This window comes from Pseudoalteromonas sp. Ld19 (assembly GCF_045064135.1).
Taxonomy (GTDB): domain Bacteria; phylum Pseudomonadota; class Gammaproteobacteria; order Enterobacterales; family Alteromonadaceae; genus Pseudoalteromonas; species Pseudoalteromonas aliena.
This window is the reverse complement of the sequence record NZ_JBISHA010000017.1, coordinates 247,891-263,416: the sequence shown is the minus strand read 5'-3', so window position 1 is coordinate 263,416 and position 15,526 is coordinate 247,891. Positions and strand designations below refer to the sequence as shown.

18 protein-coding genes are annotated in these 15,526 nt (G+C 39.6%); 13 read left to right on the top strand and 5 right to left on the bottom strand.

The window, feature by feature from the left end; translation table 11 throughout:
- Positions 1 to 2 precede the first annotated feature (2 nt).
- The 11 genes from ACJJVZ_RS06350 (at position 3) to mgtE (ending at position 8,495) form a co-directional block, all read left to right on the top strand.
- A complete protein-coding gene (locus ACJJVZ_RS06350; RefSeq protein ID WP_405599050.1) occupies positions 3 to 974 on the top strand; it encodes a KpsF/GutQ family sugar-phosphate isomerase in 972 nt (323 codons plus the stop codon).
- A complete protein-coding gene (kdsC, locus tag ACJJVZ_RS06345) occupies positions 975 to 1,526 on the top strand; it encodes a 3-deoxy-manno-octulosonate-8-phosphatase KdsC (RefSeq protein ID WP_077536015.1) in 552 nt (183 codons plus the stop codon).
- On the top strand, positions 1,523 to 2,077 hold the full coding sequence (gene lptC / locus ACJJVZ_RS06340; RefSeq protein WP_193156283.1) for an LPS export ABC transporter periplasmic protein LptC: 555 nt from the start codon (positions 1,523 to 1,525) through the stop codon (positions 2,075 to 2,077). The genes kdsC and lptC overlap by 4 nt, the downstream gene beginning before the upstream one ends.
- Positions 2,067 to 2,612, top strand: coding sequence for a lipopolysaccharide transport periplasmic protein LptA (lptA, locus tag ACJJVZ_RS06335; RefSeq protein WP_182702881.1), 546 nt, complete (start codon positions 2,067 to 2,069; stop codon positions 2,610 to 2,612). Before lptC ends, lptA begins: the two co-directional genes overlap by 11 nt.
- Positions 2,609 to 3,334: an LPS export ABC transporter ATP-binding protein gene (lptB, locus tag ACJJVZ_RS06330; protein WP_405599047.1), complete on the top strand. Its 726-nt coding sequence runs from the start codon at positions 2,609 to 2,611 to the stop codon at positions 3,332 to 3,334. The genes lptA and lptB overlap by 4 nt, the downstream gene beginning before the upstream one ends.
- 69 nt (positions 3,335 to 3,403) lie before the next feature.
- Complete coding sequence (locus tag ACJJVZ_RS06325) at positions 3,404 to 4,903, top strand: RNA polymerase factor sigma-54 (protein WP_405599044.1); 1,500 nt, start codon at positions 3,404 to 3,406, stop codon at positions 4,901 to 4,903.
- 25 nt (positions 4,904 to 4,928) lie between these two features.
- Complete coding sequence (gene hpf, locus ACJJVZ_RS06320) at positions 4,929 to 5,216, top strand: ribosome hibernation promoting factor (RefSeq protein ID WP_077536020.1); 288 nt, start codon at positions 4,929 to 4,931, stop codon at positions 5,214 to 5,216.
- Positions 5,217 to 5,220: 4 nt separating this feature from the next.
- A complete protein-coding gene (gene ptsN / locus ACJJVZ_RS06315; protein ID WP_077538835.1) occupies positions 5,221 to 5,673 on the top strand; it encodes a PTS IIA-like nitrogen regulatory protein PtsN in 453 nt (150 codons plus the stop codon).
- A gap of 19 nt (positions 5,674 to 5,692) precedes the next feature.
- Positions 5,693 to 6,538, top strand: coding sequence for an RNase adapter RapZ (rapZ, locus tag ACJJVZ_RS06310; RefSeq protein WP_193156281.1), 846 nt, complete (start codon positions 5,693 to 5,695; stop codon positions 6,536 to 6,538).
- Between the two features lie 45 nt (positions 6,539 to 6,583).
- Positions 6,584 to 6,856: an HPr family phosphocarrier protein gene (locus tag ACJJVZ_RS06305; RefSeq protein ID WP_077536022.1), complete on the top strand. Its 273-nt coding sequence runs from the start codon at positions 6,584 to 6,586 to the stop codon at positions 6,854 to 6,856.
- A 280-nt stretch (positions 6,857 to 7,136) separates the two neighbouring features.
- Entirely contained in the window at positions 7,137 to 8,495 is a 1,359-nt protein-coding gene (mgtE, locus tag ACJJVZ_RS06300; RefSeq protein ID WP_405599041.1) for a magnesium transporter, read from the top strand.
- A 155-nt stretch (positions 8,496 to 8,650) separates the two neighbouring features.
- Here the strand turns inward: mgtE and ACJJVZ_RS06295 are convergent, their stop codons facing one another.
- Positions 8,651 to 10,828 (bottom strand): YgiQ family radical SAM protein, encoded by a 2,178-nt coding sequence (locus tag ACJJVZ_RS06295; protein ID WP_193156278.1) that lies wholly within the window; start codon positions 10,826 to 10,828, stop codon positions 8,651 to 8,653.
- 645 nt (positions 10,829 to 11,473) lie between these two features.
- On the opposite strand from ACJJVZ_RS06295, the gene ACJJVZ_RS06290 reads away from it, so the two are divergent.
- Positions 11,474 to 11,941: a hypothetical protein gene (locus ACJJVZ_RS06290; RefSeq protein ID WP_405599116.1), complete on the top strand. Its 468-nt coding sequence runs from the start codon at positions 11,474 to 11,476 to the stop codon at positions 11,939 to 11,941.
- Positions 11,910 to 12,797: a TIGR03899 family protein gene (locus tag ACJJVZ_RS06285; protein ID WP_138584382.1), complete on the top strand. Its 888-nt coding sequence runs from the start codon at positions 11,910 to 11,912 to the stop codon at positions 12,795 to 12,797. The genes ACJJVZ_RS06290 and ACJJVZ_RS06285 overlap by 32 nt, the downstream gene beginning before the upstream one ends.
- Before the next feature lie 33 nt (positions 12,798 to 12,830).
- Here ACJJVZ_RS06285 and ACJJVZ_RS06280 read toward each other — a convergent pair whose 3' ends face one another.
- The 4 genes from ACJJVZ_RS06280 to ACJJVZ_RS06265 all read right to left on the bottom strand — a co-directional run bounded on the left by ACJJVZ_RS06280 (position 12,831) and on the right by ACJJVZ_RS06265 (position 15,515).
- A complete protein-coding gene (locus ACJJVZ_RS06280; protein WP_405599039.1) occupies positions 12,831 to 13,601 on the bottom strand; it encodes a TIGR04219 family outer membrane beta-barrel protein in 771 nt (256 codons plus the stop codon).
- A gap of 3 nt (positions 13,602 to 13,604) precedes the next feature.
- Positions 13,605 to 14,591 carry a DUF2333 family protein gene (locus ACJJVZ_RS06275; protein ID WP_405599037.1) on the bottom strand — a complete coding sequence of 329 codons (987 nt, stop codon included), beginning with the start codon at positions 14,589 to 14,591 and terminating at the stop codon, positions 13,605 to 13,607.
- 8 nt (positions 14,592 to 14,599) lie between these two features.
- Positions 14,600 to 15,109 (bottom strand): copper chaperone PCu(A)C, encoded by a 510-nt coding sequence (locus tag ACJJVZ_RS06270; protein WP_077536029.1) that lies wholly within the window; start codon positions 15,107 to 15,109, stop codon positions 14,600 to 14,602.
- 79 nt (positions 15,110 to 15,188) lie between these two features.
- The gene (locus ACJJVZ_RS06265; protein ID WP_077536030.1) at positions 15,189 to 15,515 is read right to left on the bottom strand and encodes a hypothetical protein; all 327 of its coding nucleotides are present in this window, start codon (positions 15,513 to 15,515) and stop codon (positions 15,189 to 15,191) included.
- Positions 15,516 to 15,526: the final 11 nt, after the last annotated feature.

The window sequence follows — 15,526 nt, the reverse complement described above, 5'->3', positions numbered from 1 at the left end:
TAATGGCAGCGCTAAACTTTATTGAACAAGGCCTTCGCGTTTTAAACATAGAGCGCCAAGCACTGAGTGATATTGCACAATATGTAGATGAAAACTTTCATCAAGCTTGTCAATTAATATACGATTGTAAAGGTCGCACTATTGTTATTGGCATGGGTAAATCCGGTCATATTGGCAATAAAATAGCAGCCACACTAGCCAGTACTGGTAGTCCCGCTTTTTTTGTACACCCTGGTGAAGCAAGCCACGGGGATTTAGGAATGATCACTAAAAATGATGTGGTGATGCTTCTTTCAAACTCAGGTGAGACCAGCGAAGTTTTAAATATTATCCCCGTGTTAAAACGCCTTGGCGCAAAAATGATAGCGATGACGGGTAATGAAAAATCGACCATGGCAACACTTGCAAACGTACACGTATGCATAAAAGTAGAACAAGAAGCCTGCCCGTTAGGGCTCGCACCAACAGCAAGTACCACAGCAACACTTGCTATGGGCGATGCAATAGCTGTCGCCCTTTTAGAAGCCCGTGGATTTACTGCCGATGACTTTGCACTTTCACACCCAGGTGGCAGCTTGGGCAAACGCTTATTACTTACTTTAAAAGATGTTATGCACGGCGGCGCAAACACGCCTATTATTAATATTTCACAAACAGTAAAAGACGCACTGATTGAAATGTCGGCTAAAGGTCTAGGAATGACCTCTATTGTTGATGAAAACCAACAATTAACGGGGCTATTTACTGATGGCGATTTACGTCGTATTTTAGAGCAACGAGTTGATATTCATACCACGAAAATTAGCGAAGTAATGACTAAATCATGTACGACCGCAACCCAAGATATGCTGGCTGCCGAAGCACTTAATATTATGGAACATAAACGCATTAATGGTTTAATTATTGTCAATGAGCAAAACCAGCCTATCGGTGCACTAAATATGCAAGACTTATTGAAAGCAGGAGTATTATAAATGCAATTTGAAGAACTCTATCAACCGCTAAGCGATGATGCTAAAGCACGTGCTAAAAAAGTAAAATTGCTTATTTGCGATATTGATGGTGTATTTTCTGATGGGCGCATTTACTTAGGCAACCAAGGTGAAGAACTAAAAGCATTTAATACTAAAGATGGGTTTGGTATAAAAGCGCTCATTAATAGCGGCTTTAACGTTGCGGTTATTACTGGACGTCACTCGCAAATTGTACAAAACCGTATGAGTAGCTTGACCATACAACACATCTACCAAGGTCAAGAAAATAAACTCGTTGCTTATGAAGAACTAAAACATAAACTTGATCTAACGGATGAACAAATTGCTTATATAGGTGATGATGGTCCTGACATGCCAGTGATGGAATTAGTCGGCTTTGCAGTCGCTGTTAACGATGCTCACCCGCTAATTAAGCGCCTGTCACACTACACCACACAAATGCCTGGCGGCTTCGGTGCAGTAAGAGAGCTTACAGACTTATTAATGCTAGAAAACGGGCACCCACTGACCACACAAGGTACAAGTTCATGAATATAGCGCGCATAATATTAAGCGTTTTATTCATCAGCTGTATGGTTTGGCTTTGGTACCCTTATTTTACGCAAACAAACATTACTACACAGAGCACATCTGAGGTTATAGCTGAGCCTGATTATACTGCAATAGAACTAAAACAAACTGCGTATGATGAGCAGGGCAAAATAAGTCACAAAGTGACAGCTGCCAAAATGGAGTTATATCAACAATTAGGTTTTACCTTTTTTGAAAAACCTATTTTTACTTTATATAACGAAAAACAGGCTTGGCGCATAAATGCTGATGAAGCAACCCTGTACGAAGGCAAACAATTAGTTTTAGAAGGTAATGTTGTCGCTAAAAATCTAACCGATAAAGCAATGATAGAAAAAATCGATGCCGATAATATTCAAGTTGATATAAAGCTACTAACAATGCGCTCAGAGCAACCTGTAGTTGTAACTGGACCTAATTTAAAGATCACTGGTAAAGGCCTAGAAGCCGATCTAAAAACCGAAGTGATAAAACTTATTAACCATACGCGAACCATATATTATGACCAATAAATTTTCAAAAATACTTATTATCCCAACGTTTTTATTAGCATTTAACAGTAATGCAGCAGAGCAGTCGACTCAACCGGCTGCCAACCAAATCTCAATAAGTGCCGATAAACAAGAAGGCCAATTAAAAGCCAATGTGGGTATTTTCGAGAAAAACGTTGAAATTATTCATGGAAATCGCCGTATTACCGCCGACCGTTTAGAAGTACACAAACGCGAAGAGCTCGGTGATAATAAGCAGCTATTAATTGCCACAGGCAGTCCGGCACATTTTGAAGAAAAACAACCCGACGGCACGACTATGAGCGCCAGTGCTGATGAAGTGCGTTACGATGTATCTAAGCGTTTTTTAACGCTTGTTGGTAATGCACAAGTATCGCAAGCGGGGCAAAAAATAAATGCAAAAAGTATTACTTACGATATAGAACAGCAATTAATTAGCGCTGAAAAAGATGAAAATTCAACGGATCGCGTTCACACAATTTTAGTGCCTATTGAAGCTAAAAAAAGTAAAACAAGCGACAAAGGCCAACCATGAGCACATTAAAAGCAGAACTATTAGCCAAAAGCTATAAAGGCCGTGAAGTTGTAAAAAACGTCGGCCTTGAAGTTAAAGCTGGCAGTATTGTTGGCTTACTTGGCCCAAATGGCGCAGGTAAAACCACCACGTTTTATATGATTGTGGGCTTAGTACCTAGCGATAAAGGAAAAATATCTATCGACGATAACGATATTACTCTTTTACCTATGCACAGTCGTGCTAGATTAGGCATAGGCTACTTACCACAAGAGTCTTCAATTTTTAGAAAGCTAACTGTTTATCAAAACTTAATGGCAATTTTAGAAACACGTAAAGAGCTTAAGAAGCAGCAAAGAGAAGATACGCTAAATAATTTATTAGACGAATTTAATATTCAACATATCCGTGACAGCCAAGGTATGGCGTTATCGGGTGGTGAACGTCGCCGCGTAGAGATAGCCCGCGCATTAGCGGCTGATCCCAAGTTTATATTATTAGATGAACCGTTTGCGGGCGTTGACCCAATCTCTGTACTTGATATAAAAAAAATCATAGAACATCTTAAAAATCGTGGGATTGGTGTGTTAATTACCGATCATAACGTAAGAGAAACCCTTGATGTTTGCGAAAAAGCCTACATTGTTTCTCATGGGGAGCTGATTGCATCAGGTACTCCAGAACACGTATTAAATGACAAAACAGTACGCGATGTTTACTTAGGCGAGCAATTTAGGCTGTAACATTTACGCCATGTCTTTAAGCATCTGCTAGTATTAATTATAACAACATAAAAGGATTGTTAGAGATACATGAGGCAATCACTACAGCTGCGCATGGGCCAGCAACTTACAATGACTCCACAATTGCAACAAGCTATTCGTTTGTTGCAACTCAGTACATTGGATCTCCAGCAAGAAATACAAGAAGCGCTCGACAGCAACCCACTTTTAGAGGTTGAGGAGCAAGACTATTCTGAAGACGCTGCAGGTAAAAATGAACAAAAATCAGACACCGATGATATAACTGTTAGCGCATCTGCCGACGATGCTCCAAGCGAATACGAACAAGACAGCGGCGAAGCACTTGCTAAAGATACGGTAAGTGACGACATGGCGATGGATGTTAGCTGGGACGAGTACATGAGTGCAGCTCCAGCCTCTTCATCAGGTCCAATGCCTGAAGACGAGTCTATATACCAAGGTGCATCAACGGAAACGCTCCACGAGTATTTAATGTGGCAACTTCAACTAACGCCATTTAGCCCTACTGATGAAGCGATTGCGATTGCTATTGTGGAAGCCGTAGATGATTCAGGCATTTTAACACTAAGTTGTGAAGAGATTCTCGAAAGCTTCAACCAAGAAAACGAAGATGATAATGAAGTTGAACTTGATGAAATAGAAGCTGTTTTAAAACGCATTCAATTATTTGATCCGGTCGGTATAGCAGCGCGTAGTTTACAAGAGTGTTTGTGCATTCAGCTTAATCAGTTTGATAAAGAAACACCCTATATTAATGAAACAAAAATGATTTTAACCGAGCACATAGACTTATTAGCAGCTCGCGACTATCGTACATTAATGAAAAAAACGAAGCTCAAAGAAGAAGAGCTTAAAGAAGTAATGACACTCATCCATACGCTAAACCCAAAGCCTGCAGATACTATTGTTAGGGAAGAGTCTGAGTATGTAATTCCTGATGTGTCAGTGAAAAAAATTAAAGGCCGCTGGGTTGTTGAACTAAATCCAGATAGCATGCCAAAAATTCGCGTAAACAGCCAATATGCTGCGATGTCTCGCACTGTTAAATCAAGCGGTGATAGCCAGTTTATACGCTCGCATTTACAAGAAGCTAAATGGTTTATTAAAAGCTTAGAAAGTAGAAACGATACATTATTAAAAGTAACTAACTGTATTGTTAAGCAGCAGCAAGGCTTTTTTGAACATGGTCCTGAGGCCATGAAACCTATGGTTTTAAATGATGTTGCTGAAATGGTGGAAATGCACGAATCAACTATTTCGCGTGTAACCACTCAAAAGTATATGCATACACCTCGGGGGATATTTGAGCTTAAATACTTTTTCTCAAGTCATGTAAGTACCGAAAATGGCGGTGAATGCTCATCTACAGCAATACGTGCACTTATCAGAAAATTAATCGCTGCAGAAAACTCAGCAAAACCATTGAGTGATAGCAAAATAGCGGATATATTGGCTGAGCAAGGAATTAAAGTAGCGAGACGTACAATCGCAAAATATCGCGAATCTCTGGCTATTCCACCGTCAAATCAGCGAAAAAGTCTGATTTAAGACGCAAACAAAGAGGGTAATGCTTATGCAACTAAACTTAACTGGTCGTCACGTAGAATTAACTGATTCACTAAGAGACTATATAAATACCAAATTTGCGAAGCTAGAAAGACACTCTGATCATATTAATAATGTTCATGTCATTCTTGATGTAGAAAAACTAAGCCAAAAAGCAGAAGCAACAATACATGTAAGTGGTGCTGAGTTATTTGCCTCAACTGAGCATCAAGACATGTACGCTGCCATCGATTCGTTGATTGATAAGCTCGATCGCCAAGTAATTAAACACAAAGAGAAGCTTGCTCGACACTAATATGATGAAATTAAGCTCACTTATATGCCAGGACTGCAGCAAAGCTGCGGTCCTTTTTAATAGCAAAAAAAGAATTTTAGAGTTTATCAGCGAACTTGCTCACGATAAGCTTCCGTACCTTTCTCAACAAGATATTCTTAGCGCTTTACTAAGTAGAGAAAAGCTAGGCAGTACTGGTATAGGTAGAGGCATAGCGATCCCTCACGGGCGCATGAGCGGTGCACAAGAGCCCTTAGCCTTAGTACTCGTTAGTGAAACACCTATTAGCTTTGATGCAATTGATAATCGTCCCGTTGATATTTTTGTTGCACTCATCGTACCAGATGGTGATAACCAGCAGCACTTAAAGACTCTGGCAACCATTGCTGATAAACTTAACGACAAAGAATTTTGTAAGCAATTGCGCAGTGCAAAAACGGATACCGAACTGTATCAAGTTATTGTTAAGCAATCGTAATTAATATAAAGGGTGATAAATGGAGCTAATTATCATAAGTGGCCGATCAGGTTCTGGTAAGTCGGTTGCTTTACGCGTTGTTGAAGATTTAGGTTATTATTGCGTAGATAACATTCCGTTAAATCTTTTACCTTCTTTAGTACGCAGCGTTTCTGATAACTACGATAAAATCGCAGTGAGCATTGATGTACGAAACCTTCCTAAGGAACAAGAACAGTTTAATGATATTCTTGAATACTTACCCGGTTTTGCAAAGCCTACTTTATTTTATTTAGACAGCGAAGATCAAACACTGATAAAACGTTTCTCTGAAACTCGCCGCTTACATCCCCTATCGGTTGACTCGCTGCCGCTTGATTTAGCAATCAAAAAAGAAAAAGAATTACTTGATGTACTGACCAATCGAGCAGATTATATGATTGACACAAGTGACTTAAGTGTTCATCAACTTGCTGAATCTATTCGTGAAAAAATATTAGGAAAAAAAGACAAGCAGCTTATTGTCACGTTTGAGTCGTTTGGTTTTAAACACGGTATCCCTAAAGAAGCAGATTATGTATTTGATGCACGCTTTTTGCCAAATCCGCACTGGGAGCCTGAGTTAAAACCGTTAAATGGGTTAGATCAACCTGTTAAAGATTATTTAGCGAGTCATAGCATAGTGCAAAAGTTCACATGGCAAATTCAAACTTTTGTACAAACATGGTTACCCCATTTAGAACGAAATAACCGCAGTTACCTAACGATTGCTATTGGCTGTACTGGTGGGCAACATCGCTCAGTGTATTTAGCACAAACAATTGGTGAAAGCTTTGCGATGACACACCCCAATGTAAAAATTCGCCACCGAGAGCAAGAGAAATAATTCTCACATAAAATAATAATCAGTTCAGCTTAGGTAGGGTAACGTATGCGCTTAGAAGATACCTTTTTAATACAAAACAAATTAGGGCTACATGCTAGAGCTGCAACTGTATTAGCTCAATTGGCCGTAAAGTTTGACGCTTCGATAACCTTGTTCCAAGATGAAAAAGAAGCGGCGGGTGATAGCGTACTCGCATTAATGCTACTTGAAAGCAGCCAAGGTAAAGAAGTTAAGGTAGTATGTGAAGGCCCTGATGCAGAGCAAGCCTTGGGCGCCGTTGGCCAACTAATATCACAGCGATTTAACGAACAAGAATAGTCAGTAATAAATATTTAAAAAGTAAAATTAAATTAGTTAACCTGAACTCTGGTTAAGAGATTTACTAACGTATTGAATCAGGTGATATTTAGATTTATTTTCTCTAGCCAGAGATTTTCAGTGAAAATAAGGCGAATTTACGCGTCAATAGCGGGCCTATTGCAAGTAAATTCAACGCAGTTAGCGCTGAAAATAGCTGCTTGAGATAGATTTATTATCCAGAGTTCAGGTTAGTTAACCTCTCCTACCAAAGTAGTATTAAAATTAATTAAGGATGCCAATGCCCGAAGCTTTTGAACAAGACTATCCACTACAACAACTAAAACAAGTGACTCAGTCGCTTAACAGTGGTCAATTTGTTCAAGTTAGGCGCATGTTAGCAAAAACAGCTCCTTGTGATACTGCATTATTATTAGAATCATCGCCGCATAAAATTCGCCGACTCCTTTGGCAATTAGTTGACCCTGATGTACAAGGTGATGTACTTGAAGAATTATCTGAAGATGTTCGTTTAGGTATTATTGCCCAAATGGAACCTAAGCATATTGCGGCCGCAACTGAAGATATGGGCCACGATGACTTAGGTGAAGTACTCCGTAGCCTGCCAGACACCGTTTATAAAGACGTTGTTAGCGCAATGGACATTCAAGACCGTGAGCGAGCAACACAAGCACTTTCTTATCAAGAGCGCTCCGCTGGTGCGCTAATGAATACCGATACGGTGACCATTCGCCCTGACGTTACGCTCGATGTTGTACTTAGATATATTAGGCTACGCGGAGAGCTACCTGAAGGCACCGATGACCTCTATATTGTTGATAAACATAACTGCTTTATAGGCGCTTTATCGCTCAGTACATTATTGACTAACCCGCCCGAAAAAATTGTTCGCGATTTGATGGATGAAGATTGTGAGTCAATTCCAATTTCAATGGATGAAAGTGAAGTCGCACAACTCTTTGAGCGTCATAATTGGATATCAGCCCCTGTTGTTGATGACAACGCTCAACTACTTGGTCGTGTCACTATCGATGATATTGTTGACGTAATCCGAGAAGATGCCGAGCATAGTTTACTCAGTTTAGCGGGTCTTGATGATGAAGAAGACACCTTTGCGCCTGTTTTAAAAAGCTCGAAAAAACGCTCAGTTTGGCTAGGAGTCAACTTATTAACCGCACTTGCAGCAGCCTTTGTAGCTAGCTTTTTTGAAGGCACTTTAGATGTATTACCAATTTTAGCGGTACTTAACGGCATTGTCCCTTCTATGGGTGGTGTTGCAGGTAGTCAATCATTAACGCTTGTTATTCGTGGTATTGCTGTCGGCCACATAAATCAAACTAACCAACGATTTTTGATGATGAAAGAGCTTGCCATTGGCGCGCTAAACGGCATTTTGTGGTCACTGTTAATAGCGGGCGTTATTGCCTTATGGCAATGGGACTTTATGCTGGGTGGCGTACTCGCCTTTGCGATGTTTATGAACTTAGTGGTGGCTGGAGTTGCTGGTGCTAGTATTCCAATAATTCTTAAACGAATGAATATAGACCCAGCGCTTGCAGGGAGTGTGGTACTCACTACTGTTACAGACATCGTTGGTATATTCGCCTTTTTAGGTACGGCCACTTGGCTGTTAATTTAGCTTTTTAAAACTTATATTTAAAAAAAGCGCGAAGTTAAATTTAACTGCGCGCTTTTTTATAGCTAGTTGTTCTAAATAAAAAATTTTAACAACATTATAGAGTGATTTAATTCGTTAAATTGTTCAAATATTTATGCCGGTTGGTATAAACCCTATTATCGGGCTCTTTGGCGGTTACCACCGACTTTAGGCTTAGTGTTTGCCTTTTTAAATTGGCTAAAACCTGTGTGGCGCGTTAATGCAGGTCGCCCTCCCTTGCTACTCCCTTTACCGGCTTTTTCATCACGTCCTTCTTCAGGCACTAAACAGCCAGGCCCTTTACCAATTAAATTAGCTTTACCCATTTTACGCAGTGCCTCACGTATCATCGGCCAACCAGCTGAGTCATGGTAACGTAAAATTGCTTTATGCAATCTACGTTGACGTGCCCCTTTAGGGACAGGCACGACTTCTGAGTTATTTTTTATATTACGTAAAGAATTCATCTCGGTATGATAAATAGTTGTCGCATTAGCCATGGGTGATGGGTAAAAGTTTTGCACTTGATCTAGCTTAAAGTCATTCGACTTAAGCCATAAAGCCATGTTTACCATGTCCTCATCTTTTGTGCCTGGGTGAGCTGAAATAAAGTAAGGAATTAAATACTGCTTTTTACCGGCTTCTTTTGAGTATTTATCAAATAATTCTTTAAACTGATCATACGCGCCCATACCTGGTTTCATCATTTTTGATAATGGACCATCCTCGGTATGCTCTGGGGCTATTTTTAAGTAGCCACCGACATGATGCGTTACTAACTCTTTAACGTAGCGAGGGTCGCGTACTGCTAAGTCATAACGCACACCCGAAGCAATTAACACCTTTTTAATACCCTTAACTTCACGTGCTTTTTTATACAAGTCTATTGTTGGCGTATGATCTGTATCCATGTGCTTACAAATATCTGGATATACGCATGATAAACGTCTGCAGGTACTTTCTGCTTTTTTACTGGTACAACGCAATTTATACATGTTCGCCGTTGGGCCACCTAAATCAGAAATAACACCGGTAAAGCCTGGTACTTTATCTCTAATTTGTTCAATTTCTTCAATAATTGACTCTTGCGAACGACTTTGAATGATACGCCCTTCATGCTCTGTAATTGAGCAAAACGAACAACCACCAAAACACCCACGCATAATGTTCACCGAGGTTTTAATCATGTCGTAAGCCGGTATTTTCGCATCACCGTAACTTGGGTGAGGAATACGCTGATACGGTAAACCAAATACAGCATCCATTTCATGGGTTTCCAACGGATATGCTGGCGGATTTACCCAAATAGATCGATCGCCATGACGCTGATACAACGCCCTTGCACAACCAGGGTTTGTTTCTTGATGCAAAATACGCGAAGCATGCGCATATAAAGGTTTATTAACGCTGACTTGCTCATAGGCTGGTAATTTAACGTAAGTTTTTTCCCACGGTTTAGGGCGCGCGGGCTGGACCATAATTGGTTTTGCAGCTTCTGCTTTTAAATCAATACCGGCTTGTTTAAATTCAGACTTACTACAGCCAACATCATCCGCGCCGTATGGATTTGGAATAGGATCTATTTTACCAATTTTATCTATCGCGGTAGAGTCGCTACCACGCCAACCTGGTAACGGTTCTTTTCGAATAACGGCTGTGCCACGAATATCCTGAATAGTATCCATCGTTTCACCCGCAGCAATGCGATGTGCGACTTCAACTAACGGACGCTCTGCGTTGCCGTAAATTAAAATATCGGCTTTTGCATCAAACAAAATACTACGACGTACTTTTTCTTGCCAGTAATCGTAATGAGCAATACGGCGCAGACTGGCTTCAATACCACCAATAACAATGGGGATGCCTTTGTATGCTTCACGGCATTTTTGAGAGTAAATCATTACGGCGCGATCGGGGCGTTTACCACCGACATTATTTGGCGTGTAAGCATCATCATGACGCATACGTTTTTCGGCAGTATAGCGGTTGATCATTGAATCCATGTTCCCAGCTGTTACACCAAAAAATAGATTCGGTCTGCCGAGCTCCATAAATGCATCTTTAGAGTCCCATTCTGGCTGGGCAATAATACCCACTCTAAAACCTTGCGCTTCAAGTACACGACCAATTACCGCCATGCCAAAACTAGGGTGATCAACGTAAGCGTCACCACTGATAATTATTATGTCGCAGCTATCCCAGCCAAGTGCATCCATTTCTTCACGTGTAGTTGGTAAAAATGGCGCGGTGCCATAACATTCAGCCCAATACTTTGGGTATGAAAATAAGGCGCGCTTAGCTTTGAGTGTGCTCATAAATTTGGCCGTAGAATAACAAAAGGCGCGAATTATACCCTACTACATTGTTTATATATACAACTAACCAAAGGAGGTATTTTATTATTCAATAATTTACTTTAGAGAGCATTGCGAGGGCGTGTTGACCTTTGTCGATTTAAATTTGTTCAACCTAGGGGCGATTGAATCGCGGCGTGAGGTTTGTAACCTAGTGGGCTCGGTAACTGCTCCTGCGTTATCGTCTATTTATGGGGAACAAGCATAGTTCATAGGCTCTGACTTGCTTAAATACCAAACAGTCTGCTGTAAATTCAACCTCGAAAGCCCCCTAGTTGAAGGATAGTTACGCCCTACTATAAAAACAGGTAAAAACAAGGCCTGTATAAACGAAGCAAATTTACTTACTTTTTACTTAGCTTTTTAAAAAGCAGCAACTCGAAAGGGTTAACAATTTTTAAGTAACTCATTAAACTTTTGGTTTATAAACCAATTCATACTATATTTGGCTTATAAATCTTTACCTTTATACTAAGCATTCTTTTATAAGGCGCACTCATTAAATTATTAAAAACGTTATTACAATTTCTCTTTATATTATTACTGCTGGCTTTAGTAATTGGCTTAACGCTACCTCAAAATTACAGTGTTGATAAAAAAATGGTAATAAACGCAGATACTCGCACTATTAAATTATTAGTTAGCGATTTTGATCAGTGGCATAAATGGTCTCCATGGCAACAAGTAGATACATCAATTCGTTTTAGCGTTAATGAGCCGAGTGCTGGCGTAGGGGCCCATCAATCATGGGTTAGTAAGTGGGGTTATGGAGAGATGACCATTACTTCCATAAATAAAGATAAAATAGCATTTAACTTACTATTAGATAATGAACATATAGTACAAGGAACCTTAGAGTTTGCTCAAGAAAATCAAGTTATCATGGTTACATGCCGTATTGAAGGTCAAGCAACTACATTATTAATCTCAGGCTATATGGCTATGTTCTACAAATATATATTAAGTAATGCAGTAACCTTGGGATTAAATAATTTAAAAACAGTCGCTCAACTATATGAGCCACAAGCTACTACGGACAGCCATGACAGTAAAAACAGCACAAGCCCGAATTAATCTCGCTAACATAATTGAGTCATTACTTGGCTACTCAGTCGCAAAAATAGCAAGCAATGGGCTTTCCTCATCAAATGAGCAAAGTTATGGGCCACAAGGAAGAATAAAACCTCTGTACCACATCAATAGTGATAACTCTATTTTAGCTCGCGCTCAAAAAAGACAAGATCTATTACTCATTAAACAACAACAAAATATTGAAGCAATTTTATCAATGGCAATGAGTTTTTGCCCTGATGTAGCCAGTAGTCACCGACCGGATGCAGACTGGGTTGAGCACTTTGTTGCTTTATGTGAAGATACTTCTAATGAGTCAATGCAAACGCTATGGGCAAAAATTTTAACGGGGGAGACTCTCAATCCTGGGACTTTCTCAATTAAAAGCCTGCAAACTCTCAAGCACATGACCCAGCGCGAAGCCGACTCGTTGCAAAAATGTGTTTCACTTTCTGGCTATAATGAAAAAGACGACAGTCATTTTATTTTGCTTGGATTTTATAAAAAACCATCCCTGTTCGATTTACTGCGCAAAGGCAATAAAGTGTCATTAAATTTAGGAAGAACAGGCATTAGCTTCCCTGATATTTTAACGCTAATGGACCTTAACCTACTCTATAGAAAAGAAATTGAATCAGCGGTACTTAAAGCAGGACAAGAACTTACACTGTCTTTTTTATCGCAAAAAGTAACATTAAAAGCAAAAAGCAGTGACTTAGTATTAAGCTATTACAAATTCACTCAAACCGGTGATGAGCTATCTAAACTTATTAACTTTCCAATCAATAAAGTCTACAAGCAATTGATTAATAATGCATTAGAGGGAGAGTTTGAGTTAGCATGGCATGCTATAAAATAGCACACCACACTTTATTTAATTAGTCTGTGCTAATTAGAAGTGAACTTGCACACCCAAAAATGGGCCTGACGCATCAATATTAGTATTAATATCATCAACGTCGTCTAACTCCAAGGTCATAGAGCGATAACCTGCTTTAACTGCAACATCTACAGCTAGGTTATCAAGCAGTTCCCACGCTACACCCACTTGATAATCTTGTACTTTGCTGTCGTCAATAGCTAAGAAACTACCTTCAACAAACATGCTTAAACCTGTAAATGGCAGACCAGCTTCAGCACGGCCGTAAGCTAGTGGTACAAAACCTGAAAAATCAACGTTTTCTGTAAAGTTAGCACCACCAGTTTGCGTAGTACCCGTTACTATCATATCACCGTCAAACTGCTTTACATTTAAACCTAAATCAATCGAGATCAAGTCGTTATCAAATATTTCGTAGTAGAAAATATAATCAATATGTGTCAAATCGTTTACCGAATTAACAGCAGTACCCACGACATAATCAGAACCATTAAAACTAAATGTATCAGTTAATACTGCAGAGCCATTTAATTCAAGCTCTGTATATTTAAATTTGAAATTAGGTACTACAGGGACTGGGTGTTCAAGCGCGATGTAATAACTTACAAATGTTTCATCTTTAAATTTAAAATCTTGAGGTTGATTTCCTTTATAAGAAAACTGACCATCGCTATCTGATTTCCAACCATCAACACCTGCGTACAAGCCTAATAACGTATCAGCTTGTGCTGCTGGTGCTAAACATGCCAGTGAAAGGGCTGCTGCTAAACAATACTTTTTCATTTTTTATCCTTGAGCTAATAGCTCGCTAAGTTCGATTAAAGCCGCGTTGGCTCTAGAAATATAATTTGCCATAACCAAAGAATGATTAGCTACATAGCCAAAACCATTTCCGTTTAAAATTATTGGGCTCCATACGGTTTCTTGAGTTGCTTCAAGTTCACGTATAATTTGTTGTACACTTACACGGGCATTCTTCTTTTCAAGTACATCAGCAAAGTCATACTCCACGGCCTGTAAAAAATGCAATAGTGCCCAAGTTGCACCGCGAGACTCATAAAACACGTCATCAATCTCTAACCATGGTGTTCTTATTTGTTGCTGTAATGGCGCAAGTGTCGCTTGTTTATTAGATGAATTACCCGCTAAATCTGTGTTTACTTTTTCTTGGCCTACACTAGCACTCAAGCGCTGACTTAAGCTGCCTAGGCGCTTCTCTGCTTCTTTAAGCCAACCGCGAAGGTTATCAGCCCGTGCGTAAAATTGACTATCACGCTCGTGTTGATTTGCAATTTGCGTACGATAAACAACTAAGTAATCAATCCCTTTTTGATATTCACCTTCAGCACTTGGCCATGCCCATGCTTCAGAGCTTATATTAAACTGTGGCTGCGCTTTTTTAAGTGCTTCATGTTCAGTTGACTGTGATTGTGAGCGGCTAAAATCTTTACGCATAGAAAGTGATAAATCACGCACCATTTCTAGTGCACCATATTCCCATGCTGGCATGTCATCCATAATCACACTTGGCGGCATTACATCATTTGATAAATAGCCACCTGATTTATTAAGTAAGGTATTTGCTACTGTGATTAATGTGGAGGTGGTGATATAGCCCGTTACTATTTTTTCTTTACGCAGCTGTGCTTGCTCTTTTGCATTTGCAACAACGTCAAAGCGTGAAGGCTCGGTGCTCCAATATACAGCAATGGCATAAAATATGATGAGCAGTAAAACAATTGCTCCTGCTATTTTTCCTTTATGTTGCGACATACATACTCCTAATGGTGGGAATGTTGTGTTGATGACTTTGATTGCTTCGCTTGCGATTCAAGCGACACCACCTGCGCATTAGTGAAAAGGCGGTTGCCATCACTAAAATATAGCGTGAGTTTACGTTCTTGCCCTACTTTTAGTGGCTCTTGTGGCTCAAACACCATTAAATGATAGCCACCAGGTTGAAAGATTACACTTTCATGGCCTTTAATTACTACTGAGTCAACCTTTTGCATTTTCATCATGCCATCAACGTGTGAATGCTCATGTATTTCTACACGCCCTACACCATCAATGCTCGCTTTTATTAGCGTTGCAGCTGCTTTATTGTGATTAGTAATTGTTAAATACCCTACACTTGATGTACTTGCAGGTAAAAACTCTCTAACTTGAGCATTATTTACTATAAGCTCTGCGGTATCAGCGTCATGATCATGTCCAGAATGCGCCGCCAGTGATGACGAAAAAAAACCAAACATTAATGTAGTCGCTATCGAAAAACACCATTTCATCATCATTATAATCCTTGTTAAAACATAAAATAACACGCTAAATTTAACATAGTTACTTTATAATAGTCAGTAAAATTAAGGATTAAGAAATCATTTTTTTGTTATCAGCAACTAACCAACACACTATTGCGATAAACAATAACGGCCATGCAATAATTACCGAGCCAAACAGTAAGGCTAAAATAGTACCCACTAATGCAACTACACCTGCACCAATTAACCCCATAGCTACAAGCGCAACAACAACCACTACTGCAACTATTGCTGCAAATGCACCTACCAGCTCAAGCCCTGCCCAGCTAATATCAGCAATCCAAAGCGGAAACTGCCAAGTATCAAAGTGCGTAAACGATATTAAATTAGTAAACAACAATAAATAAACAAGTACACATACGACTAAGGCTTTCATTGGATTACTCC